The organism is Bacillus sp. PK6-025, assembly GCF_056530265.1.
In genome coordinates this window covers 2,972,092-2,995,110 of record NZ_CP096509.1, presented here as the reverse complement: position 1 = coordinate 2,995,110, position 23,019 = coordinate 2,972,092, and the positions used below count along the sequence as shown (strand labels likewise).

Annotated in this window: 31 protein-coding genes and 1 other annotated feature; of the genes, 25 read left to right on the top strand and 6 right to left on the bottom strand. The window is 46.6% G+C overall.

The genetic code is table 11. The features are described 5' to 3' along the window. The first annotated feature begins 33 nt into the window (after nt 1-33). Nucleotides 34-108, top strand: a sequence feature (ribosomal protein L21 leader region). Between the two features lie 12 nt (nt 109-120). From rplU to pheA, 7 genes are all read left to right on the top strand, one after another. Beyond that, a complete protein-coding gene (gene rplU, locus M1D67_RS15365) occupies nt 121-429 on the top strand; it encodes a 50S ribosomal protein L21 (RefSeq protein ID WP_003184027.1) in 309 nt (102 codons plus the stop codon). A gap of 12 nt (nt 430-441) precedes the next feature. Next, the gene (locus M1D67_RS15360) at nt 442-783 is read left to right on the top strand and encodes a ribosomal-processing cysteine protease Prp (RefSeq protein WP_020452442.1); all 342 of its coding nucleotides are present in this window, start codon (nt 442-444) and stop codon (nt 781-783) included. A gap of 12 nt (nt 784-795) precedes the next feature. Then, nucleotides 796-1,077 (top strand): 50S ribosomal protein L27, encoded by a 282-nt coding sequence (gene rpmA, locus M1D67_RS15355; protein WP_003184023.1) that lies wholly within the window; start codon nt 796-798, stop codon nt 1,075-1,077. Nucleotides 1,078-1,303: 226 nt separating this feature from the next. Next, nucleotides 1,304-1,882, top strand: a complete 579-nt coding sequence (locus M1D67_RS15350) for a sporulation initiation phosphotransferase B (RefSeq protein ID WP_020452441.1) — start codon at nt 1,304-1,306, stop codon at nt 1,880-1,882. A gap of 32 nt (nt 1,883-1,914) precedes the next feature. After that, nucleotides 1,915-3,201, top strand: a complete 1,287-nt coding sequence (gene obgE, locus M1D67_RS15345; protein WP_020452440.1) for a GTPase ObgE — start codon at nt 1,915-1,917, stop codon at nt 3,199-3,201. Nucleotides 3,202-3,318: 117 nt separating this feature from the next. Then, nucleotides 3,319-3,762, top strand: coding sequence for an ACT domain-containing protein (locus M1D67_RS15340; RefSeq protein ID WP_023855415.1), 444 nt, complete (start codon nt 3,319-3,321; stop codon nt 3,760-3,762). A 27-nt stretch (nt 3,763-3,789) separates the two neighbouring features. Beyond that, nucleotides 3,790-4,641, top strand: coding sequence for a prephenate dehydratase (gene pheA, locus M1D67_RS15335; protein ID WP_231006003.1), 852 nt, complete (start codon nt 3,790-3,792; stop codon nt 4,639-4,641). A 41-nt stretch (nt 4,642-4,682) separates the two neighbouring features. Here the strand turns inward: pheA and M1D67_RS15330 are convergent, their stop codons facing one another. Beyond that, nucleotides 4,683-5,225, bottom strand: coding sequence for a transcription repressor NadR (locus tag M1D67_RS15330; RefSeq protein WP_020452437.1), 543 nt, complete (start codon nt 5,223-5,225; stop codon nt 4,683-4,685). Next, complete coding sequence (locus M1D67_RS15325) at nt 5,194-6,372, bottom strand: IscS subfamily cysteine desulfurase (RefSeq protein ID WP_146873426.1); 1,179 nt, start codon at nt 6,370-6,372, stop codon at nt 5,194-5,196. The genes M1D67_RS15330 and M1D67_RS15325 overlap by 32 nt, the downstream gene beginning before the upstream one ends. A 100-nt stretch (nt 6,373-6,472) precedes the next feature. On the opposite strand from M1D67_RS15325, the gene nadB reads away from it, so the two are divergent. From nadB to M1D67_RS15290, 7 genes are all read left to right on the top strand, one after another. Continuing rightward, nucleotides 6,473-8,047, top strand: a complete 1,575-nt coding sequence (nadB, locus tag M1D67_RS15320) for an L-aspartate oxidase (RefSeq protein WP_023855411.1) — start codon at nt 6,473-6,475, stop codon at nt 8,045-8,047. Further along, a complete protein-coding gene (gene nadC / locus M1D67_RS15315; RefSeq protein WP_035338343.1) occupies nt 8,028-8,867 on the top strand; it encodes a carboxylating nicotinate-nucleotide diphosphorylase in 840 nt (279 codons plus the stop codon). Before nadB ends, nadC begins: the two co-directional genes overlap by 20 nt. A gap of 21 nt (nt 8,868-8,888) precedes the next feature. Continuing rightward, nucleotides 8,889-9,998 (top strand): quinolinate synthase NadA, encoded by a 1,110-nt coding sequence (nadA, locus tag M1D67_RS15310; protein ID WP_479831372.1) that lies wholly within the window; start codon nt 8,889-8,891, stop codon nt 9,996-9,998. Between the two features lie 115 nt (nt 9,999-10,113). Beyond that, nucleotides 10,114-11,166 (top strand): SafA/ExsA family spore coat assembly protein, encoded by a 1,053-nt coding sequence (gene safA, locus M1D67_RS15305; RefSeq protein WP_023855408.1) that lies wholly within the window; start codon nt 10,114-10,116, stop codon nt 11,164-11,166. A 172-nt stretch (nt 11,167-11,338) separates the two neighbouring features. Next, nucleotides 11,339-11,974, top strand: a complete 636-nt coding sequence (locus tag M1D67_RS15300; RefSeq protein ID WP_479831371.1) for a YhcN/YlaJ family sporulation lipoprotein — start codon at nt 11,339-11,341, stop codon at nt 11,972-11,974. Nucleotides 11,975-12,098: 124 nt separating this feature from the next. Beyond that, nucleotides 12,099-12,821: a YebC/PmpR family DNA-binding transcriptional regulator gene (locus M1D67_RS15295; protein WP_023855406.1), complete on the top strand. Its 723-nt coding sequence runs from the start codon at nt 12,099-12,101 to the stop codon at nt 12,819-12,821. A 138-nt stretch (nt 12,822-12,959) separates the two neighbouring features. Further along, nucleotides 12,960-13,286, top strand: a complete 327-nt coding sequence (locus M1D67_RS15290) for a hypothetical protein (protein WP_023855405.1) — start codon at nt 12,960-12,962, stop codon at nt 13,284-13,286. 89 nt (nt 13,287-13,375) lie between these two features. On the opposite strand, the gene M1D67_RS15285 is transcribed toward M1D67_RS15290, so the two are convergent. Next, complete coding sequence (locus tag M1D67_RS15285) at nt 13,376-13,555, bottom strand: DUF8096 family protein (RefSeq protein ID WP_003183993.1); 180 nt, start codon at nt 13,553-13,555, stop codon at nt 13,376-13,378. Between the two features lie 403 nt (nt 13,556-13,958). On the opposite strand from M1D67_RS15285, the gene M1D67_RS15280 reads away from it, so the two are divergent. The 3 genes from M1D67_RS15280 to M1D67_RS15270 all read left to right on the top strand — a co-directional run bounded on the left by M1D67_RS15280 (nt 13,959) and on the right by M1D67_RS15270 (nt 15,481). Then, nucleotides 13,959-14,669, top strand: a complete 711-nt coding sequence (locus M1D67_RS15280; RefSeq protein ID WP_023855404.1) for a poly-gamma-glutamate hydrolase family protein — start codon at nt 13,959-13,961, stop codon at nt 14,667-14,669. Between the two features lie 59 nt (nt 14,670-14,728). Continuing rightward, nucleotides 14,729-15,193: a DinB family protein gene (locus tag M1D67_RS15275; RefSeq protein WP_023855403.1), complete on the top strand. Its 465-nt coding sequence runs from the start codon at nt 14,729-14,731 to the stop codon at nt 15,191-15,193. Nucleotides 15,194-15,301: 108 nt separating this feature from the next. Beyond that, a complete protein-coding gene (locus M1D67_RS15270) occupies nt 15,302-15,481 on the top strand; it encodes a small acid-soluble spore protein H (protein WP_023855402.1) in 180 nt (59 codons plus the stop codon). An 82-nt stretch (nt 15,482-15,563) separates the two neighbouring features. Here M1D67_RS15270 and M1D67_RS15265 read toward each other — a convergent pair whose 3' ends face one another. Beyond that, entirely contained in the window at nt 15,564-15,686 is a 123-nt protein-coding gene (locus M1D67_RS15265) for a hypothetical protein (RefSeq protein ID WP_023855401.1), read from the bottom strand. A gap of 70 nt (nt 15,687-15,756) precedes the next feature. After that, entirely contained in the window at nt 15,757-16,404 is a 648-nt protein-coding gene (locus M1D67_RS15260; RefSeq protein ID WP_020452425.1) for a protein kinase family protein, read from the bottom strand. Between the two features lie 231 nt (nt 16,405-16,635). Here M1D67_RS15260 and M1D67_RS15255 point away from each other — a divergent pair, with 231 nt between their 5' ends. From M1D67_RS15255 to yajC, 7 genes are all read left to right on the top strand, one after another. Then, nucleotides 16,636-17,157: an intercompartmental signaling factor BofC gene (locus M1D67_RS15255; RefSeq protein ID WP_144498724.1), complete on the top strand. Its 522-nt coding sequence runs from the start codon at nt 16,636-16,638 to the stop codon at nt 17,155-17,157. A 123-nt stretch (nt 17,158-17,280) separates the two neighbouring features. Continuing rightward, entirely contained in the window at nt 17,281-17,886 is a 606-nt protein-coding gene (gene ruvA, locus M1D67_RS15250; RefSeq protein WP_023855399.1) for a Holliday junction branch migration protein RuvA, read from the top strand. A 9-nt stretch (nt 17,887-17,895) separates the two neighbouring features. Then, nucleotides 17,896-18,900: a Holliday junction branch migration DNA helicase RuvB gene (gene ruvB / locus M1D67_RS15245; RefSeq protein ID WP_023855398.1), complete on the top strand. Its 1,005-nt coding sequence runs from the start codon at nt 17,896-17,898 to the stop codon at nt 18,898-18,900. Continuing rightward, a complete protein-coding gene (locus tag M1D67_RS15240; protein ID WP_003183984.1) occupies nt 18,893-19,093 on the top strand; it encodes a DUF2905 domain-containing protein in 201 nt (66 codons plus the stop codon). Before ruvB ends, M1D67_RS15240 begins: the two co-directional genes overlap by 8 nt. Nucleotides 19,094-19,133: 40 nt before the next feature. After that, nucleotides 19,134-20,162, top strand: coding sequence for a tRNA preQ1(34) S-adenosylmethionine ribosyltransferase-isomerase QueA (queA, locus tag M1D67_RS15235; RefSeq protein WP_020452420.1), 1,029 nt, complete (start codon nt 19,134-19,136; stop codon nt 20,160-20,162). A 28-nt stretch (nt 20,163-20,190) separates the two neighbouring features. Beyond that, nucleotides 20,191-21,336: a tRNA guanosine(34) transglycosylase Tgt gene (tgt, locus tag M1D67_RS15230; RefSeq protein ID WP_020452419.1), complete on the top strand. Its 1,146-nt coding sequence runs from the start codon at nt 20,191-20,193 to the stop codon at nt 21,334-21,336. A 46-nt stretch (nt 21,337-21,382) separates the two neighbouring features. After that, the gene (gene yajC, locus M1D67_RS15225) at nt 21,383-21,646 is read left to right on the top strand and encodes a preprotein translocase subunit YajC (RefSeq protein WP_085959518.1); all 264 of its coding nucleotides are present in this window, start codon (nt 21,383-21,385) and stop codon (nt 21,644-21,646) included. 175 nt (nt 21,647-21,821) lie between these two features. On the opposite strand, the gene M1D67_RS15220 is transcribed toward yajC, so the two are convergent. Further along, a complete protein-coding gene (locus M1D67_RS15220) occupies nt 21,822-22,205 on the bottom strand; it encodes a TIGR04086 family membrane protein (RefSeq protein ID WP_020452418.1) in 384 nt (127 codons plus the stop codon). Between the two features lie 155 nt (nt 22,206-22,360). Between M1D67_RS15220 and M1D67_RS15215 the strand changes: the two genes are divergently transcribed. Further along, nucleotides 22,361-23,011 carry a DUF421 domain-containing protein gene (locus tag M1D67_RS15215; RefSeq protein ID WP_020452417.1) on the top strand — a complete coding sequence of 217 codons (651 nt, stop codon included), beginning with the start codon at nt 22,361-22,363 and terminating at the stop codon, nt 23,009-23,011. The last annotated feature ends 8 nt before the right edge of the window (nt 23,012-23,019 follow it).

Genomic DNA, 23,019 nt, shown 5'->3' with positions numbered 1-23,019 from the left:
TCTGGTATATTTTTTAATGTTATGGATGTAGCACCCGTGCTACAACCGCTCAGCACAGGTGTTAAGTGCTTTCTTAGCCCCCTGTGATTGGCGAGTCTTAGTTTATTAGGAGGTGCAGAGATGTACGCAATTATTCAAACAGGCGGAAAACAAATCAAAGTTGAAGAAGGCCAAACTGTATACGTCGAAAAGCTTGCTGCTGAAGCCGGCGAAACAGTTACTTTTGACAACGTATTGTTTGTCGGCGGTGAAAATGTTAAAGTTGGCAGCCCTACGGTTGAAGGCGCTACGGTAACAGGCAAAGTTGAAAAACAAGGCCGTGCGAAAAAAATTACCGTATTCAAGTACAAGCCGAAGAAAAACCAACATAAAAAACAAGGTCATCGTCAACCTTACACTAAAGTTGTAATCGAAAAAATCAACGCTTAAGGCGTGTATGATATGATTCATGCAAAGGTTACCAGAGCCCGATCGAACAAAGACATCTTAGGCTTTGAAATGTCGGGACATGCGAATTTTGCTGAACATGGTCAGGATCTCGTTTGTGCAGGGGCATCGGCGGTCGCCTTTGGAGCTGTCAATGCCGTCATGAAGCTGACGGGCATTGAGCCGGTCATTGACCTCGGGGAAGACGGAGGATTTTTATCTTTCGGATTCCCGGACGGTACGGATCGGGAGGCTTTTGAAAAGGCGCAGCTCCTTCTCGAAGGCATGATCGTCTCCCTTGAAACGATCGAACGAGACTACAAAGGTTACTTAAAAGTAACGACGAACAAAATATAGGAGGTGAGCTACATGCTAAGATTAGATCTTCAGTTTTTTGCATCTAAAAAAGGAGTAGGTTCAACGAAGAACGGACGTGACTCTGAGGCGAAGCGCCTAGGTGCTAAACGTGCAGACGGTCAATTCGTATCTGGCGGTTCCATCCTTTATCGTCAGCGCGGAACAAAAATCTATCCAGGTGAAAACGTTGGGCGCGGCGGAGATGACACTCTATATGCAAAAGTCGACGGAACTGTTAAATTCGAACGTTTCGGCCGTAACCGCAAAAAAGTGAGCGTATATCCTGTAGCCTAACCTTTAAACGAAACTCCGGTCGTTCTGACCGGAGTTTTTTACATACAGCACCGTGACTTGCTGAAAAACACCTTCCCGCCCCCTGGACAAGGCCGGGTTTCCGCTCTGATTCTGCTTCTTTAAAGTATATAAACGTGTTTCATTTATACTGCCTTCTCTGTTATAATTCAAAGTACAAACTGAATCAGACTCCTAAAATAGAGAACAAACGATTGGGAGTGCAAAAATGGAAGAAACTTCGAAAAAACAAGAAAAGACGATGGACGATAAGGCTTTGACCCATGAGCTTATTCATCTGCTCAGCCATTCAAGGCACGACTGGATGAATAAACTGCAATTGATTAAAGGAAACTTAACATTAAAAAAGTATGACCGCGTATTTGAAATTATTGATGAAGTGGTCATCGAAGCTCAGCATGAATCAAAGCTTTCAAACCTTAAAATCCCGCGTGCGGCGTATGAGCTGCTTACATTTAACTGGATGGCCCATTCGCTGACGCTTGAATATGAGGTGATCGGTCAGGTCAGAGATTTGTCAGCTTATGAAGAGAAGCTCGTCGTTTTCGTCAGAAAGCTGTTTGGGACTTTTGAGGATGCCGTTTTGAAAGGCGGCGACAATCATCTGACGATCACGCTGCAGACGGACGGTCCGGACGACCGGCTCGTCATCTTTCTGGATTTCCACGGCGTATTCACAAAGCTGACCGGTATCAAAGACTTTCATCATTCACTGGCTGATTTTTATGAAATCAAGCGGCTTGATGTAACAGACCGTGAGTGCATCGCTGAAATTCATATCAAGTAAAGCGGTTTTTTAGGAATAGAACGGAGGACATTATGTTTGTTGATCAGGTAAAAATATACGTAAAAGGCGGAGACGGAGGCAACGGAATGGTTGCTTTCCGCCGCGAAAAATATGTGCCAAAAGGAGGCCCTGCCGGAGGTGACGGCGGAAAAGGCGGAGACGTCGTTTTCAAAGTTGACGAAGGCCTCAGCACGCTGATGGATTTTAGATATCAAAGACATTTTAAGGCGACGCGCGGAGAACACGGCATGTCTAAAAACCAGCACGGCCGAAATGCAGAAGACATGGTTGTAAAAGTCCCGCCCGGCACGGTTGTCATTGACGATGATACAAAGCAGGTCATCGCTGATCTAACGGAGCACGGACAGGAAGCCGTCATCGCAAAAGGAGGACGCGGCGGACGAGGCAATACCCGTTTTGCGACGCCTGCCAACCCGGCGCCGCAGCTTTCTGAAAACGGCGAACCCGGCAAGGAGCGCTATATCGTTCTCGAGCTGAAAGTTTTGGCCGATGTCGGTCTTGTCGGTTTCCCAAGCGTTGGAAAATCAACACTCCTGTCTGTCGTGTCTTCGGCCAAGCCGAAAATTGCCGATTACCATTTTACAACGCTGAATCCGAATCTCGGAATGGTCGAAACGGAAGATGGCCGCAGCTTTGTAATGGCGGATCTTCCGGGACTGATTGAGGGGGCGCACGAAGGGGTTGGCCTCGGACACCAATTCCTCAGACATATCGAAAGAACGCGCGTCATCGTGCACGTGATCGACATGTCGGGTCTTGAAGGGCGCGACCCGTATGAAGATTATGTGACCATCAATAAAGAGCTTGAACAGTATAATCTGAGGCTGACAGAACGTCCTCAAATTATTGTCGCCAATAAAATGGATATGCCGGATGCGGAAGAAAATCTGAAGGCATTCAAAGAAAAGCTTACAGATGATTATCCTGTTTTTCCAATCAGCGCGTTGACCAGACAAGGATTGAGGGATCTGCTGTTTGAGATTGCCGACCGTTTGGAAACGACGCCGGAATTCCCGCTCTACGACGAAGAAGACATGACTGAAAACAGAGTCATGTATAAGCTTGAGGATGAGGAAGCGCCGTTTGAGATCAGCCGTGATCCTGATGGCACCTTTGTGCTCAGCGGAGCCAAGCTTGAACGCTTATTTAAAATGACGGATTTTTCAAGAGACGAGTCTGTTAAGCGTTTCGCCAGACAGCTTCGCGGAATGGGCGTTGATGACGCGCTTCGGGCCCGCGGTGCAAAAGACGGAGATACCATCCGTCTTCTCGAATTTGAATTTGAATTTATCGACTGATCATACCGGAGAGTTTGCCAGGCAAGCTCTCCGACTTTTAGCTGAAAGGAACGCCTTTCCTTTCGCTTGCTGGATCAATGTAAAGGAATCAGGGTTTTTAAAAGGAGAGAAAAGTCTGTGAAAGAGGAGACCTTTTATCTTGTCAGGGAAGACGTGCTGCCGGAGGCAATGCGGAAAACACTTGAGGTCAAAAAGCTGATTGAGCGGAAAAAAGCGGAATCTGTAGCTGAAGCCGTCCAAAAGGTAGATTTGAGCCGAAGCGCTTTTTACAAGTACAGAGATGCGGTTTTTCCTTTTTATACGATGGTCAAGGAACAGATTATCACGCTTTTTTTTCATTTGGAGGACCGCTCGGGAACGCTGTCCCATCTGCTCCAAGTGGTGGCTGAATCGGGCTGCAACGTGCTGTCGATCCACCAGACCATCCCTCTTCAAGGAAGAGCGAATGTCACGCTGTCCGTCAGTACGAGAGGAATGGATGGAAATATCGATTTGCTGATGAACAAATTAAGAAAGCTGGAATTCGTAGAAAAGGTCGAAATACTAGGTTCGGGCGCTTAAAGGGAGAGAATGTCATATATCATGAGTATGAGAGTAGGTTATTTAGGTCCAGAAGCAACATTTACGCACCTTGCCGTCTGCTCCTGCTTTTCAGATGCAGACCAGCAAGCATTTAACACAATACCCGCCTGTATGGATGCGGCGATGAACGGCGAGATTGATCTGGCTGTCGTCCCGCTTGAAAATGCGATTGAAGGATCGGTGAATCTGACAATAGACTACTTAATCCACGAACAGCCTCTTTATATTGTCGGAGAAATCACCGCTCCCATCCGTCAGCATTTACTTGTGCATCCTGCAAGAAAAGAGGCTTGGGAAGACATTCAGAAAGTTTATTCCCATTCCCATGCGATCGCGCAATGTCATAAATTTTTGCACAGCCGGTTCCGCTCCATTCCGTTTGAATATGCGACATCCACCGGTGCAGCTGCAAAATACGTGAGTGAACATCCGGACGAGAACATCGGCGTGATTGCCAATGAAATGGCAGCCGCTACGTATGGATTAGACATCGTCAAAAGAGATGTGCATGACTATGAATACAATCACACGAGATTTGTGATGCTTCATCCGGATCACGAGGCATCTCCGCCGGTCAATCCTCAGTTAAAGGGAAGGCCGAAAACGACTTTGCTGGTAACCCTTCCTTCGGACAGATCAGGGGCTCTCCACCAGGTGCTGTCGGCTTTCGCCTGGAGAAATTTGAATCTTTCTAAAATTGAATCGCGGCCGACAAAAACCGGTCTCGGCAATTATTTTTTCATTATTGATATTGAAATGGCACTGGACGACGTGCTGATTCCAGGTGCGATAGCTGAGCTTGAAGCTTTGGGCTGCAAGGTGAAAATGCTCGGAGCCTACAATGCGTATACATTATAAAGAAAGGTCCTTTGCGTTGATGACGGCAAAGGACCTTTTCTTTATTCGGGAATGAGGATGCCCGCTTTTTGCAGGGCGTCGCAAGCTTGTTCGATCTTCTCTTCGTCATCTGCCTCCAATGTGTGCAGATGGGTGCCGTTTGTCAGTTGAGACAGATAAGCGGCGTTTGTCGAAGAGATTTTTTTGACGAAGTCCGAGACTTCTTTTCTTGTGCTGACTCTGATCGAAGCTGTTAAGTCGCCGTAGACAGGATGTTCAATCGTTACATCTTTCACCGTTACGCCAAAGTCGACGATCAGATTCAGCTCTTCTTCCGTTTTTTCCGGCTCATGGTCGCAAGCGATGAGCCGCTGAACCGGCTGTTTTTTGCCGAGAACTGACTGCAAATACACGTATCCTTGGCTTGTTGCGATGATCGGTTCGTTTTTTGCTTTTAATAAAGAAATGTCCTGTACGATGACCTGCCGTGAAACAGATGCTCTTTTCGCCAGTTCGCTTCCTGTCAGCGGAGCCTCAGACTCCTTCAGCCAGGCCAGAAGCTGCTGGCGCCGCTCAGCGCCCGTAAGTTTTAATCCGTCTGTCAATCCGATGGTCTCCTTTCTCATGCATCATATCTTCAAAAACGTCCAACAGCTTATCAACATGTTCGCTTGTCGTATCGCATCCGAACGAAATTCGGACGAATTGAAGCGCGAGCTCTCTTGGGACTAAAAGGGCTTTCATCGTATTCGACGGCTCATGATAGCCGGCTGAACACGCGCTTCCGGTAGAAATGCAAATTCCTCTCCGATTACATTCCAGCATAGTATATTGTCCTTCAAAGGAATGAAAAAAACAACCTATAATATGCGGCAGAACATGCGAATTTGCCGAATCGGGCACAGCGAGGGAGACGGGAAGCTTCCGGGCTTTTGCCTTTTCCAGAAAACGGGCGCGCAGCTCCTGATGTTTAAGATACGCGGCATCCATACGCTTTATTGTCAACTCGGCAGCGGTAATGAAAGCGCCGATTCCAGGGACATTGACGGTGCCGCTCTTCAATCCGTTTTCATGTAAAGTGCCCGGGTAGACGGGTTTCCAGTTCACACCAGGCCGAATATAGACCGCTCCAACTCCTTTTGGTCCGTATACTTTATGGCTTGAAACAGATAAGGCATCAGCGCCGAGCTCATCAATGCCGACCGGAATCTTGGCAAAGGTCTGTACGCAGTCGCTGTGCAGGAGCACGTCCCGCTTATGCAAGTAAGCCGAAAGCTTTGCCAGGGGCTGGATGACGCCTGTTTCTGAGTTGGCATGCTGAATTGAGACAAGACCTGTATCAGGACGGAGGTGCCGTTCCAGTATCTCTGTTGTGATGATGCCTGAAGCATTCGGTTTCATCAAGTCGACTTCAAAGCCCAGTATCTCAAGATGCCGCTTCAAAATGTGGATCGACTGATGTTCCATTTCGGTCATTAAAAAGCGCTGCTTTCCGGCGGGGAGTCCATTTAAGATGGAGTGAATCGCCAAAAAATTGGCTTCGGTGCCGCCGCTCGTAAAATAAACGCCTTCTTCTTCCCCGGATAAAAGTTCCGCCATCTTTTGGCGGCAGTAGCGCAGAATACTTTCGGCTTTCCCTCCTGCATCATGCAGACTACTCGAATTTCCGTACACGTCTGTGCTCAGTTTTTGAAACGCGTCCAAGGCTTCTTTTGCCGCCGGTGTCGTCGCTGCATAATCAAGATAAATCACGGCTCTCGTCTCCCATTCTTTATAAAAAATACTTGAGTTTATTTTATCGATATGTAAATATAGGTGTCAAGACACATGTAAATTTACAGGAGGAGTCGACATGTCTCATCAGACGATAATTGTTGTCGGAGCAGGTGCCGCTGCGCTGTCTTTTGCTGCATCCATTCCGCCGTCTTATGAAGTGATTGTGATGACAAAAGCATCTGTAAAAGACAGCAATTCAACCCTCGCTCAGGGAGGAATTGCCTCGGCTGTATTGCCTCGCGATTCCTGGTCAGCTCATGCGGACGACACATTATATGCCGGATGCGGCCACAATCAAATCGAAGCCGTTCAAGATGCCATTAAAGACGGCCAGCGCCTTGTTGATGAGCTGATTCTTCAGCATTTCCCTTTTGATACTGACGAATCCGGAAAGCTCAGCCTCGGCAAAGAAGGCGCACATTCGATGAACAGAATTTTGCATGCCGGGGGAGACGCTACGGGGCAGGCGCTGATCCGGCACTTAATCGGAAGGCTCGGTCCTCACGTCATACTGAAAGAATACGAAACGGCGGCGGATTTATGGATGGAAGACGGACGCTGTGCGGGAGTCTGGACGAAAGACCGCCAGGGAAAGACTTTTCTCAGGAAAGCCGATTTTGTTGTGCTGGCGGCAGGAGGCTGCGGAAATCTATTTCAAATCAACACGAATAACCGTTCTGTGACAAGCGATGCGATTTCTTTGGCATATCGGGCAGGAGCCGAGCTCGCAGATTTGGAATTCGTTCAATTTCACCCTACATTGCTCGTCAAAGACGGGCTCGCACACGGGCTTGTTTCAGAAGCTGTGCGTGGAGAAGGCGCTGTCTTGGTTGATGAAAACGGCCAGCGGGTGATGGAAGGGATTCACCCCATGCAGGATTTAGCGCCGCGGGACATCGTATCTCGTGCGATTCACGAAAAGCTTGCCTGTGGAAGCAGCGTATTTTTGGATATTACCCGCATATCAGACTTTAAAAGCCGCTTCCCTACGATTTCCTCTCTTTGCGAAAAAGCCGGAATTTCCATTGAAGAAGGCCGGCTTCCGGTTTCACCGGGCATGCATTTTTTAATGGGGGGCGTTTCTGTGAACAGATGGGGGGAAACGGCGGTTCCACACCTTTATGTGATTGGGGAAGCTGCATGCACCGGCTTTCACGGTGCCAACCGTCTGGCAAGCAATTCTCTCTTGGAATGCATCGTCTTCGGAAGGAGAGCGGCGGAACGGATACAAGCTTATCAAAAACCTGAGCCTGTCAGAGGACAATCTCCTCAGCCTGAGGATGTGACATATTCTGTTCCCCTGACAGATGTGAAGGATATTCAAAAACACATGACAGATCATGTGGCGATCGTGCGAACGGAGGATGAATTGACGAAGGCGAAAGAATGGCTTGAGCGAGTGCCTTTTCAAATCGTGAATGTGAAAGAAATCACAAAAGAACAGCTTGAATTAGCTCATTTATGGCAGACCGCCAAGCAGATGACGGCCTCGGCATTGCTTCGTACAGAAAGCAGAGGCGGCCATTACCGTTCGGATCGCCCGGTGCCTGATGATAAAAACTGGCATGGCAAGCAAATCGTTCACACAAAAGGCGGGATCAAGATAAGACAAAACGAAGGGATTGTGAAATATGCAGCGGCTCATACTTAGGAACATGCTTAAAGAATTTTTCAAGGAAGATATCGGCTGGGGGGATTTCACTTCTGAAGCCGTTTTCGATGCCAATCTTCAATGCGAAGCTGTCATCACAGCGAAGGATGACGGATGGTTTGCAGGAGAATTAGTAATTTTCGAAGGCTTTCGGCTGCTCGATGAAACGATTGCCGTGCAAATGCTGAAAACAGATGGCGAAGCGGTCCATAAAGGAGAAACGATCGCGCGGCTCAAAGGCCGTGCAGCTTCTCTCATGACCGGCGAACGGGTCGTGCTGAATCTCATTCAAAGAATGTCGGGGATCGCCACTTTAACAAAGCAGTCCGTTATCAGGCTGAATGATCCGGATATCGCGATTTGCGATACGAGAAAGACGACGCCGGGCCTGCGCATTCTTGAAAAATACGCGGTCAAAACCGGCGGGGGCTGCAATCACCGTTATGGTTTGGACGGCGGCATCATGATTAAAGACAACCACATTGCCGCCTGCGGCTCGATTTCAAAAGCGGTTGAAAAAGCACGGGCAGCGTGCGGCCATATGGTCAAAATCGAGGTGGAGATCGAGTCTGAACAAGAGCTTCAAGAAGCGATTGAGGCTGAAGCCGATATCATTATGTTTGACAATTGTCCTCCTGACAAGGTGAAAGCATTTGCGGAAATGACACCCGCAGGCATTATGACGGAAGCTTCAGGCGGAATTTCATTTGAAAATCTCCCCGCATACAGGGGAACAGGGGTGCACTGTATTTCATTGGGCTACTTGACCCATTCGGCGAAAAGCCTTGATATCAGCATGAATGTCGATCTAAAAAAATAAGCGGGATTGGAGAGGTGACAGATGTCTATTTTAAACTTGATTCATGACAGGAACGCCGGCATGATGCCGGAGCTGTATAAAGAATTGACCGAAGAAGAAATGGCCGGAAGGATTTTGAATATCAAAAAGAAATTCGGAGAAAGGCTGTTTATCCCGGGGCATCACTACCAAAAAGACGAAGTGATCCAATTTGCGGACGCGACGGGAGATTCGCTTCAGCTGGCGCAAGTCGCCCAAAAAAATAAAAAAGCGGAATATATCGTGTTCTGTGGCGTGCATTTTATGGCAGAAACAGCCGATATGCTTACTTCCGACGAACAGATTGTCGTTTTGCCGGACATGCGCGCAGGCTGTTCGATGGCCGATATGGCCAACATGCAGCAGACGAATCGCGCCTGGGAAGAGCTTGCAGAGCTGTTTGGCGATACCATCATTCCCCTCACATATGTCAATTCGACAGCGGAAATCAAAGCTTTTGTAGGAAGAAACGGGGGAGCGTCCGTGACATCCTCAAATGCGGCCCGCATGTTGACATGGGCGCTATCGCAAAAGGAGAGAATTTTATTTCTTCCGGATCAGCACTTGGGACGAAACACGGCATTTGACCTCGGCATTCCCCTCAGCAGAATGGCGGTGTGGGATCCCATCGAAGAAAAACTTGAGTATAACGGCAATTATGAAGACATAAAAATCATTTTGTGGAAGGGGCATTGCTCTGTTCACGAAAAATTTACCGCGGCGAATATCAAAAGTGTTAAAGAACGGGATTCGGACATTAATGTTATCGTTCATCCGGAATGCACCCATGAAGTCGTCGCGCTCAGCGATTTCAGCGGGTCTACAAAAAAAATCATCGATACGATTAATGAAGCAAAACCGGGGAGTAAATGGGCGATTGGAACAGAGATGAACCTTGTTTCGCGCATTATTCAAGAACATCCTGATAAACAAATCGAATCCCTTAATCCAGATATGTGCCCTTGTTTGACAATGAACAGAATCGACATGCCGCATTTGCTGTGGTCGCTGGAGCAGATTGACAAAGGTGAACTGACAGGCGTGATCAAAGTTGATCAAGATATCGCAAAAGATGCCATTCTTGCGCTGAATCGGATGTTAACGATCCGTTAAATGTTTGGAGAACAAGTTTTTATCATAACCCCTCCGCTATGCGCATAAATTTGTGGAGAAGCATATTTGTTATTCTCATCTGTTCGTTCACGTTTTTGCATAGGAGGGGAAAACGTTGAAAATTCATATTGTCCAAAAGGGCGATTCTCTGGAAAAAATCGCGGAAAGATATGAAGTGGACTTTGAAGAACTGAAAAAGCTGAATTCGCAGCTGAGCAATCCAGATTTGATCATGCCGGGCATGAAAATCAAAGTACCATCAGGGGGAGTGCCGGTCAAAAAAGAAGAACAGCTCAATATGAGAAAAGAATTACCGAAAAAACAGCAGGAACATCCATTTGCAAAAGAAAAACCGAAAGGTAAGCTTGATGTTGAAGATATAAAACCGAAAGAAAAGCCTTCGGTTCCTTATGTTCCGCCTGTCCCGAACATCGGGCAGTCAAGTTTGCCTGAAGGCGACATTTCAAATTTGTATCAAAGCGTCAATCAGCTTCATCAGCCGTACGCACCTCCAAAACCTTATGAACATCAAGAGAAAGGCCCTAACATGTATAATCCATGGACAAATGAGGAGGAGAATCATATGGAAAATGTCAATTATCCGAATGTTCCGCAGCCGCCGAATGTCGGTGCAGCAGGTGATGAAAATAAGCAGTTTCACGGCATGCCAAATGTAGCTGCTGCCGGATATCATCACCATCACCATCCGCATCCTTATCCGTTCTATCCTGGAGGCTGCTGGATTCCTGTTTCACCGGTGCTGCCTGGATCGGGCTTATGCCACCCTTGGTATCCATATCCTGCTCAAATGCCTTACATGCCTCAGCCTAGCTATGTATCTCCTGCTGAATATGACGGTGATGACAACATGGGGCATGACAATGCCGGTCATCACGGATATCATCATCAGCCGATGACTGCTCCGGCATATGCGCCTTATCAGCCGTTTCCGGGATATGCATCGCCAAACGTCGGACACGATCCCAATATGGCACACGGCAAAGAAGATGACTGCGGGTGCGGGCCAGGCCAATTCCCGGGAGGTTTTCCGGGTGCAGCGCCATATGGACAGATGCCGCAAATGGGAGCTCCGTACGGTATGGGCGGATACGGACAGCAGCCCGCAGGCGGACAGATGTTTAACAGACCGGAAGATGAAGAAGACTGATTCGGAATGGGACGATGATCTATCGTTCCTTTTTTATTGTGGGCCGCTATAAACACTTTCATGCTTTTTCACGGGACTGTCTATAACTGTCAAGGGTAACTCTTCACATCTCGCACATCCTAAAAAAGAGCGCAATGCTCAAATTCAGCGGTTTTCACGGGGGGTATTACCATTGGACAGCAAGCTGAAAGTGTTTTCGGGTATTTTGCTTTTGACAGCTGGTCTATCTGCCTGCGGAACGAACGACGCTATAGATAATGGAAACAATACGCGTCCGATCGGATATTATTCAAATGATGCAGATCGTAATAACGGTCTTGATAATGACGGTCCTGTTACAGAAATGCTTGAAAACATGAACGGGAGAAACGGTGCAACGAACGTGAACAATCGAGCGGGCAACGGCAATCCCGTTCCAACAGGCGATGGAACTTTCAGCCGGGGAGACATGAATTATCACAATCATTTGGTGAACACGGCGGACACGGGCTATAACAGACCGGAAAACCGTAAAATCTCCAGGAATATCACTGGAAGCGTCAACAAGTTGAATTATGTTGACGAGAGTCAGGCCGTCGTAACGAATGAAACGGTCATCATCGCGGTACGGTCAGATAAACAGCTGACAAATAATGAGAGAACTCAAATTAGAAAAGCAGCCAAAACGTTTGCTGGAGACCGGACCGTTCAAGTTGTCGAGGACGACGGCGCATTTACAAGGCTGCGCGAAATGAACGACGACCCTCAGAACATTAGGGATCGCGGAGACGCGACGAATAACAATTTGAACCGCTTGCGCAACCAATAAGCAGGGAATTGCCGGGGATTCCCCGGCAATTTTTTTGTAAGCGTTCGGCCGATTTCTTTACAAAAACGGGGAAAACCGTATAAAGTGTACATAGAGACGAGAATTTTTTTGGAGGTAGAAAGATATGGCTGGCCATTCTAAATGGAAAAATATTCAGAGAAGAAAAAATGCCCAAGATGCTAAACGCGGCAAAATTTTCATGAAGCTTGCCAAAGAAATATATGTAGCCGCAAAAGAAGGGGGACCCGATCCCGAATCTAACGCAAGTCTGCGTCTCGTCATCGATAAAGCCAAAAATGCAAACATGCCAAACGACAACATCGACCGCGCCATCAAAAAAGCTTCCGGCAGCCAGGATGGAAAAAGCTACGAGGAAATTACGTATGAGGGCTACGGCCCAAGCGGTGTGGCTGTCATGGTCAAATGTTTGACAGATAATAAAAACCGGACGGCGACAAACGTCAGAACCGCTTTCAGCAAAAACGGCGGCAGCTTGGGGGAAACAGGATGTGTTTCTTATATGTTCGACCGGAAAGGATATATTGCAATCGAGCGTGAAGATCTTGAGATAGATGAAGAGGAGTTTATGCTTGAGGTCATTGATGCCGGTGCCGAGGAGCTCGAAACGAGCGAAGAGCTGTTCGAGATTTATACAGAGCCCGAACAGTTTGAAGAAGTAAAGAAAAACTTGGAGGAGCGCGGCTACGAAACGGCGACAGCCGAAATGACAATGGTTCCGCAAACCTATGCAGAGGTCGATGAAACACTTCAGGAAAAAGTCGAAAAACTCATTGACGCACTTGAAGATGATGACGATGTGCAGGAAGTGTATACGAACGTTCATTAAAGGACGCCGCACCAGGTTCGCGGCGTCTTTTTATGCATTCAACCATTTAGCAGCCGTATCAAGCTGCTGCGGAATCAAGATTTGATTGTTCATCATATATTGTGAAGGAATCTGTCATCATGAGAGGAGGTTCTATAAATGGCTGAACAGCGCGAAAATGAGAAGCCTTTCACGGCTATAGACGCGGGTGCGCAAGATCAGGAAACCGCTCAAGTCATCGAAAAAATCAACAGCTTTATCACGGGATTTGGTCAATCCATCAATGAGCTGGTTCAGAAAAACAGCGGCATCGATCTGAGAGAGGCCGACCTCACAAAAAGTGAAAATGCAGAGATGAATCAAGCGGTCCAAAATATCATCAGCGAATACATTCAAAATATCAACAGCCTGAATGCTGATCTTAGCGGAAAGATCGGTGAATCGATCAACGGCATCGTCACAAACAAAGATCAAAAAGATGTTTAAGCATTTGACAGCATGACGTGTATTGCCGGCAAAGCTCCATTCAGCCTTGTCGGCAAGTTTTTTTATACATATGAGAATGTACTGTAACGCTAAATGCTTTTTTTCATGCCGCAGCGCCGGCATTCACGCAAAAACTGCCCGTTTTTTACAGAGCTTTTAAAAAGGGTGTAATCGCAATTGTCGCACCGTCCGTGGCGGACATCCGGATATTGATTGTAATCATAAACTTTTGTCAGGTCGTAGCCTTTTGTTTCATATTCTGTTTCCATGTTTTATCACCTGCATTTTTATTGTCGGTAATAGGATAACAGAACGGGGATGAAAAGAAAATATAACATCAGCAGCCGGCAGACGCGGCAGATGTTACTTTTATCAAACCGTATACCCCGTTTCTGATAGAATGCCTTATTCTCAAGCGGGATAGGCTGTAGGGAAAGTCGTGCAACAAGAGACGCCTATTCTTATGAGATTTTTTTCTTAAAATTTATCGATCTTTTAAACTAATGAAAAAGCATCATTTTAATTAAATTTTTATTTTTTATCAAACTTATTCATAATTGAACGCGTCATGTCTAAAGCGTAAAATAACTGTGTCACAAAAAAGCCAAAAATACAATGAGGCTTGGAGGACATGCTTAGAAATCGAAAGGTAGTGTAAAAGGGGAATAATCAATGAAGAAAAAAGTACTCATCTACTTGGTGATCGCAGCAGTGATGATAAATGGCGCATACAGGTGGTTCGAAAAAACAACCCGGGAGAACTTTCAGATCCAGGCCGGGGACAGATACATGAATTTCAAGGAATTGCAGGAACACGAAAAAAGCGGTTATGACATTGAGTACCACGAAAAAGCGGGAAGCGACTGTTTAATTTTTTCGCCTCATGGAGGAAGAATAGAAGGCGGAGTAAGCGAGCTTGTCAGAGCTTTCAAAGATGATTATTCAACTTATTTATTCGAAGGAAAAAAGGATGAGAACAACTCGGATCTTCATATTACAAGCACAAACTTTGACGAGCCTCTGGCATTGCAGAAAATAAAAGAACACCGCTATACCATCGCATTCCACGGCTATTCCGGCGACCGCCCGCACACGCTTGTGGGAGGAACGGACAGAAAGCTGGCAAAAGCCATCGTCAAATCTCTGAAAAAGTCTGACTTTTCCGCAGAATTGGTCAAAGTGGACGGGAAATTTGCCGGAACTGCCGAGGAAAACATCAATAATGAAAGCCAGTCAGGAATGAGCGTGCAGCTTGAAATCAGCACGGCTCAAAGGAAAGAGTTTTTCGAAGACTTTTCCTATAAAGAGAGGGAGGAAACAAAAACGAGAACATTCCGCAAATATGTCAAGGCGGTCCGAAGGGTGCTGCAGGACAGATGCTGAAAATGGAAACTCGTGTTATTCTGTGTATGAACTGCTAAAACACGAAGGAGGAATAAAAAATGGAACGAAAAGACCGCATCGTTCAGGAATTTATGTCCCACCGCCTGGTGACAGAAGAACTGATTCAAAAGATTGATGAAAAACATCTCGATTACAAACCGACTGAAACGTCGATGTCAGCGAAGGAACTTGTCACGCATATGCTGCAATCTTTCTATGCCTTTGCTTCGGCGGCAAAAGAAGGAAACGGAGAGTCTTTTAAAAAGAAGCCGGAAGAAACAGGGTCAAGCCTGAGCGAGCTCGCCAAAACGTATACAGAAAAAACAAAAAAGCTGCTTGAATCTTTTACGGATGAAGAATTGGATCGTGAGGTCGATTTGACCGGCGTCTTCGGACGGAAAGTAGCCGGCGAACAGCTGCTGCAGCTCGCGATCGGACACGAAATTCATCACAAAGGCAATCTGTTTGTTTATGTGCGTGAAATGGGACACACGGATCTGCCTTTGTACGTAAAGATTCATTGATTACGGGAGCCTGAAGATCACCCCTCCTTGAAAGAAAACCGGCTCAAAAGGAATACGAAAGCAGCCGGGTGTACACATTATGAGTAAAAGCAAAAGGAGGGTGTCAGCATGAATACGCATCGTGCCCAGGAAATCGTCGAATCACCCGACATGGTTGATGTTACTTATAACGGCAGGCCGATTTATATTCAGCATGTCAACGAACAAAATGAAACCGCAAGAATTTTTCCGCTCGGCCAGCCGGAGAACGAGCAGGAAGTACCGCTCGCAAATTTGAAAGAGCATTAAAAAGCAACCCCTTCAAATGAAGGGGTTTTGTATTTGTCTTATCACTCGGCCATCAAAAAAAAACACCCGAAAGCCCGAGTGTTTAATTTATGATTTTTGCAAGTCCTCTTACTGCCAGCCTCAGCACATAAAACAACGGCTCAAGCAAATCAACGAGATAAAGATAATCCCATTTATCATCATTTCGTTTCTTCTTTTTCTTCAACAGCTGTTTCTCCCTTCCTGACTTTAATGGGGTTATTTCATATACGGGCGCGCCTTCTTTAAGTTTCAAATTACGGGTGAAATTTGTTTTTTCTGGCGGCCCATTGTTTCTGAAGCCAGTTTTTTTTATAAAGATAAGCGATCAATTCCATCCACAGCTTAGGAAGCCTTTGCGGGAAACGGCTTTTTTTATAAATGGTTTGATAGGCTGTTTTTAAGTCATCCCACTGTCTGCATTCTTTCGTCTGCAAAAACCTGGCCACATCGATGACTTTGATTGTCCCAGCCGGCGTCAGTATCAGGTTTCTGAGGTGGATATCGGATGGATTCAATCCTTTCCGCTTCGCATCGTTCAATGCGCGGTCGACCTCGCAGATCATGTCATCATCGATCGGAATGCCTTTGTTTAAACACTCATAAAAAGTGTATCCTTTAATATACTCCATTAAAATATATGATGGCCCTGTTTCATATATATCAGGATAATAATTCGAATCAGAAAGCTTTTTGTAAATCTCCGCTTCCCTTGCGGCAATGTTCTTAAATTCGGGAAAAAAGACTTTAAGAGCCATTTCCCTGCCCTCTTCAGTCAGCTTAAAAACGTATGCGCTCCTGCCTTTCCCGATCAACTCTAAGTCATCGGGTTTTTGGATAAGTTTATTGAACTTTTTTTTCGTATTATACTTTACGGCCTCTGCATAGGTTTGCGCCTTTTTCACGCCGAACTCACCTTCTTTTTAAGGGCTGGTCAAACGAAAAACTCTCTATAATGTTGTTTATACATGAGAACGAGGGGTTTTGCACCTTAAATGCTTTTGAGTTCTTCATTTTGGTTTAAAAATGTAACATTCGTAAACCGGTTGTCATCTAATTGCTTTTTTAGATTAATTTTTAAAAGCGTTGGTCAAACTATGGATATGATCGTTAAGGCAAAAAAGAAGGTGATATTGATGAACAGCCAAAGCAAGTTCAAAATCGGTTTATTGCTTATTGGAAGTCTGCTGGCCGCGCTCAGCTTTCACCTGGAGGCCCTGGCCGAAAAGCCGGCTAAAGTTCAAATCCAGCTTGAAAAGGTTTATCTGGACGGGGACGTTGGAATCGAAAATAAAGTAGAGGCCGCTCGAACACTGGAAGACTTTAAAGCTGCTTATAAAGGGTGGCAGCTCATCGATCAGAAAAAGGGGTTTATTCTGTTTCGCAAACAGGTGGACGACATTTCTCCCCTCAGCAAAACAAACGGTTATATCGGAGTGACGGAAGACGGCGTGATTTCGACTTTTCACGGCCGCCCGGGCATATTATCAGAGCCGATTCAATCGTTTTTTCAGATTGATATAAAGCGCCTGGAAAGCCGGATGGTGGATGATTTGCGCAAAGGGATCCCATACCGCACGAAAAAGGAATTTGAACATGTCATTGAAGCCGTAAAATCATCCGGAAGCCAACATCATGTAAAAGATATGAAGACATGACGCTGTTATGTCTTTTTTCAGCTGCAGACAGAAGCCATTTTTAGCGAACATATGTTAACTTTTTCATTCTAGCTTTGCCTGTTTTGTGTTACAATGAAGAGCAGTCAAAGAGGTGAATGAACGTTGATCGAATTCGTAAAAGGGACGATTGATTATGTATCGCCCCAATATATTGTCATTGAAAACGGCGGGATCGGCTATCAGATCTTTACGCCAAATCCGTTTATTTATAAGAAAAACAGCAACGAAACAATCTATACATACCATTATGTAAGAGAAGATACGAATGCGCTGTACGGCTTTTCGACAAGGGAAGAAAAAATGCTGTTTACGAAAATGCTGAATGTTACGGGAATCGGCCCGAAAGGAGCGCTTGCGATCCTCGCTTCCGGCGATCCGGGAGCGGTGATTGAAGCGATCGAGAATGAGGATGAAGCGTTTCTCGTCAAGTTCCCCGGCGTAGGCAAAAAAACGGCAAGGCAGATCATTCTTGATCTGAAAGGGAAGCTCGCGGACGCCGTTCCTGAAATCGCGGCCGATCTGTTTAACCATGAAGAGCGGGAGCAAATTCATGAAGCGGAAACGGCTCTTGAGGAGGCGCTTGAAGCATTAAGAGCGCTCGGCTATTCCGACCGGGAAATTAAAAAAGTCCAGCCTCATTTGAAAAAGGAAGAGGCGCTTTCGACGGATCAATACGTTAAAAAAGCATTGCAAAAATTGTTAAAGTAAGGTGATATCATGGATGAGCGGCTTGTATCAAGTGAACTAGACAACCATGAATCAGCGATCGAGCAAAGTCTGCGTCCGCAAAGACTGGCTCAGTATATCGGCCAGGAAAAAGTGAAAGACAACCTCAAGGTATTCATTGAAGCTGCGAAAATGCGGGAAGAAACGCTTGACCATGTCTTGTTGTACGGGCCGCCGGGATTGGGAAAAACGACGCTCGCTGCGATCATCGCCAACGAAATGGGAGTCAATCTCAGAACGACGTCAGGTCCGGCGATCGAGCGCCCCGGCGATTTGGCGGCGATATTAACGGCTCTGGAGCCAGGTGACGTTTTATTTATTGACGAGATCCACCGTCTGCACCGTTCGATCGAAGAGGTGCTGTATCCTGCGATGGAAGATTTCTGCCTTGATATCGTGATCGGCAAAGGGCCGTCGGCGCGTTCTGTGAGGCTCGATCTTCCTCCTTTTACCCTTGTCGGCGCGACCACAAGGGTCGGGCTTTTAACCGCGCCTCTCAGGGACAGGTTCGGCGTTCTGTCAAGGCTTGAGTATTACACGCGTGACGAGCTTTCAGACATCGTGATCAGAACGGCGGAGCTGTTTGAGGTTGACATCGATTCGCTCTCGGCTCTCGAAATCGCGAGACGGTCAAGAGGGACGCCGCGGATTGCCAACAGGCTTTTGAGGAGGGTCAGAGATTTTGCCCAGGTGCTTGGAAACAGCTCCATCACGGAGGAAGTGGCGGTGGATGCGCTGGAACGCCTCCAGGTTGATAAACTCGGGCTTGATCATATCGACCGCAAGCTTTTAATGGGCATGATCGAAAAATTTGGCGGCGGTCCAGTCGGCATCGATACGATTTCGGCTACCATCGGTGAGGAGTCTCACACGATCGAGGATGTGTATGAGCCGTATCTTCTTCAAATCGGTTTTATTCAAAGAACGCCGCGGGGGCGCATCGTAACCCCTGATGTATACAGCCACTTTAAAATGGAGGTTCCGAACCGTGACTGAATTTCCAAAGATTTTAATGGTGCTGGGCGCCGTCATTTTTGGCATCGGTTTATTCATGCAAGTCATCGGCAGGCTCCCCGGCGATATTTTTGTAAAAAAGGGAAACGTGACATTTTTCTTTCCGGTTGTTACATGCATTGTCATCAGCATCATTCTGTCCGTGGTGTTTTCGTTTTTCGGACGAATGAAATGACGCGACATTCAAGTCTATAGATAGAGTAAGGTGAAAAAAGATGAAAGTAGAATTATTCGATTTTGACTTGCCTGAACGCCTTATCGCACAGGTTCCTTTAAAAGAGCGGGATGCGTCCAGGCTGATGGTGCTGGATAAAAAAACAGGAGAAATCACTCACAGCACGTTTAAGCACGTGATTGATTTTCTGAACGCGGGCGATTGCATCGTGTTGAATGATACGAGGGTGCTACCGGCCCGCTTGTACGGAGTCAAGGAAGAGACGGGCGCAAAGGTTGAAGTTCTTCTGTTAAAACAGGAGGAAGGGGACGTATGGGAAACGCTTGTCAAGCCCGCAAAGCGGGTCAAGCGCGGAACCGTTCTTTCGTTTGGAGACGGCCGTCTAACGGCGGTCTGCACAGAAGAGCTCGAGCACGGCGGAAGAAAAATTGAATTCCGCTATGAAGGAATTTTTTACGAGGTGCTCGAATCGCTCGGCGAAATGCCTCTGCCTCCTTATATTAAAGAACAGCTCGATGACAGAGAGCGCTATCAGACGGTTTACTCAAAGAAACAAGGATCGGCGGCTGCGCCGACGGCCGGGCTGCATTTTACGGAAGAGATTCTGGATGCGCTCAGGAAAAAAGGCGTGCATATTGCGTTTATTACCCTTCACGTCGGGCTCGGGACATTCCGGCCTGTCAGTGCGGAAAATGTAGAGGAACACGATATGCATGCCGAGTTTTATGAAATGTCGGAAGAAACGGCAGCATTGTTAAACCGCGTCAGACAGGAAGGCGGAAAAATCATTTCCGTCGGCACGACATCGACGAGGACGCTTGAGACCATCGCTTCCGAACATGACGGCCGTTTCCGGGAAGCGAGAGGCTGGACATCGATTTTTATTTATCCAGGCTACACATTCCGGGCGATTGACGGGATGATTACCAATTTTCATCTTCCGAAATCGTCCCTCATTATGCTTGTCAGCGCGCTCGCAGGCAGAGAGCATGTGCTTTCTGCCTACCGCACCGCAGTGGAACACGAATACCGCTTCTTCAGCTTCGGAGATGCCATGTTGATCAAATAAAATTCAAAAAGATTGGAGGGCTCATAATTTGTCGCAGCAACCGATACGCTATGAGTTCATAAAAGCATGTAAACAAACAGGAGCAAGGCTGGGGAGAGTGCACACCCCGCACGGCTCATTTGAAACGCCGGTGTTTATGCCCGTAGGAACGCTCGCCACCGTTAAAACGATGGCGCCGGAAGAGCTGAAAGAAATGGGTGCAGGCATTATTTTAAGCAATACGTACCACCTTTGGCTGAGACCGGGCCATGACATCGTCAAAGAGGCGGGGGGCCTTCATCAGTTTATGAATTGGGACCGCGCCATTTTGACGGATTCAGGCGGCTTTCAGGTGTTTTCCCTGAGCGAGTTCCGCAAAATCGAAGAGGAAGGCGTTCATTTCCGCAATCATTTAAACGGAGACAAGCTGTTTTTATCTCCTGAAAAAGCGATGGACATCCAAAACGCCCTCGGATCAGATATTATGATGGCGTTTGACGAATGCCCGCCGTACCCGGCAGAGTACGATTATATGAAGAGGTCTGTTGAACGGACGAGCCGCTGGGCGGAAAGGTGCCTGAAAGCTCACAAACGCCCTGACGAGCAAGGGCTTTTCGGAATCGTTCAAGGCGGAGAGTACGAAAACTTGAGAAAACAAAGTGCGAAAGACTTGATTTCACTGGATTTTCCGGGATATGCTATAGGTGGACTATCCGTCGGAGAGCCGAAAGACGTGATGAACCGTGTGCTGGAGTTTACAACTCCGCTGCTTCCTGCGGATAAACCGCGCTATTTAATGGGGGTCGGCTCACCGGACTCTCTGATTGACGGAGCCATCCGCGGAGTGGATATGTTCGATTGCGTGCTGCCGACAAGGATAGCGAGAAACGGTACGCTCATGACGAGCGAAGGGCGTCTCGTCGTGAAAAATGCCAAATATGAAAGAGATTTCAGACCGATCGACGAGCAGTGCGACTGCTATACGTGCCGCAATTACTCGCGCGCTTATATCAGACATTTAATCCGCTGTAACGAAACGTTTGGAATTCGTTTAACTTCTTATCATAATCTTTATTTTCTGTTAAAATTAATGGGGCAAGTCAGAGATGCCATTCGTGAAGATCGTTTAGGTGATTTCCGGGAAGAGTTTTTTGAGCGCTACGGTTTTAATAAACCAAATGCTAAAAGTTTCTGACACATAAACGAAGAAAGCGATAAAGCCATTTGAAAGGGGTGAAAAAATAATGGAGATGCTTGGAACATTACTTCCGATTATTTTAATGTTTGCGGTTCTTTATTTCCTTTTGATCCGTCCGCAGCAAAAGCAGCAGAAGGCTGTCCGCCAGATGCAGGAGGAGCTGAAAAAAGGAGATAAGGTCGTAACGATCGGCGGCCTGCACGGCATCGTTGATTCAATTGACGAAAGCAAGGTTGTCATCAAAACAGGCGACAATACCCGTCTGACATTCGACCGCCGCGCGATCAGAGAGGCGTCAGCAGAATAGCCGAAAGGCTGATACATAAGCATCGGAAATCAGACTGTCGTAGGACGTGAAAACGGCGCTAGCGCCGTTCCTTATGTCTTGATGAAGCCGCAGTTGTTCCTGATGTGACATGGCATAAAAGAAGCCTGATGGGCATGAGAAAAGGGAGCGGTCATCCGCTCCCTTTTTGCTGTCTTTATGCACGGCTCCCCTGCAGATTGACCCCGAAAATCCCGCCCAGCATGCTGACTCCCAAAAAACCGGAATGATAGAGCAGCTGCTTCAAATTGAAGGCTTCGCCAAAGCCGAGATATTGAAACAAAAGCACCGTAAGAGAGAAGCAAAGCGCTGTCAACCCTCCGCTCAGCCACCCTTTTTCCTTCGATTTGCCTCCCGCAATAAAACCGCCGATGAACAAGGTAATAAAAGAAATGGCGGTAATAAACCAGCTGAATGAACTTTCGGTTAATGATGTGAAGGTGAGGAGCAGCGAAATGACCAGGCTTCCCGCAAACATCAAAGCGAAAATAACCGCCAAGCTGTATAAAATCCCTTTGCCGACTTGTTTTGGTTCGTTCATCACGATCCTCCTTTCAATATAGACGGGCTCGTCTTTTTAAATGTATTCTGCACGTTTGGCAAATAGACTAGCTCCCCCGACCTTTTATACATAAAAGCCTCAATTTTACAAAGGCTATGTTTATGATCATGATAGGCGGAAGGAGGCGGGCGGTAATGGATGAAATTTTAGCTCTTACGTTTCGGACGGTCGTTTTGTATTTCATCATCTTTATTTTGTTTCGCTTGATGGGAAAGAGGGAAATAGGCGAGCTGAGCATATTGGATCTTGTCGTTTTTATTATGATGGCCGAAATCGCGGTTTTGGCCATTGAAAATCTCGATGACCACCTTCTCCATACGATCATTCCAATTCTCGTTTTGACGCTGATCCAGGTTATATTTGCATATCTGTCATTGAAAAATCAAAAAATCCGCCGGCTTCTCGATGGAAAACCAACGATTATCATAGACCGCGGAAAAATTGATGAACACGCCATGAGGACACAGCGCTATAATTACGATGATTTGATGACACAGCTGAGAGATAAGAATGTGGAACGAATCGGGGATGTTTCATATGCGATTTTGGAGCCGACCGGGAAGCTTTCAGTGTTTACAAAAGACGGGCCAAACAAAATGATCGAACTGCCGTTGATTGTTGACGGAATGGTTCAAAAAGAACAATTAGAAAAGATCGGGAAAGACCGGGAGTGGCTTGAGCAAAAGCTTGAAAAAAGAGGACACCGCGATCTTTCCAAAATTTCTTATTGCACATATAATAAAGGTTCTTTTTTTATTGACATAAAGGATGAATTTAAACCTTAAAGCGAGAG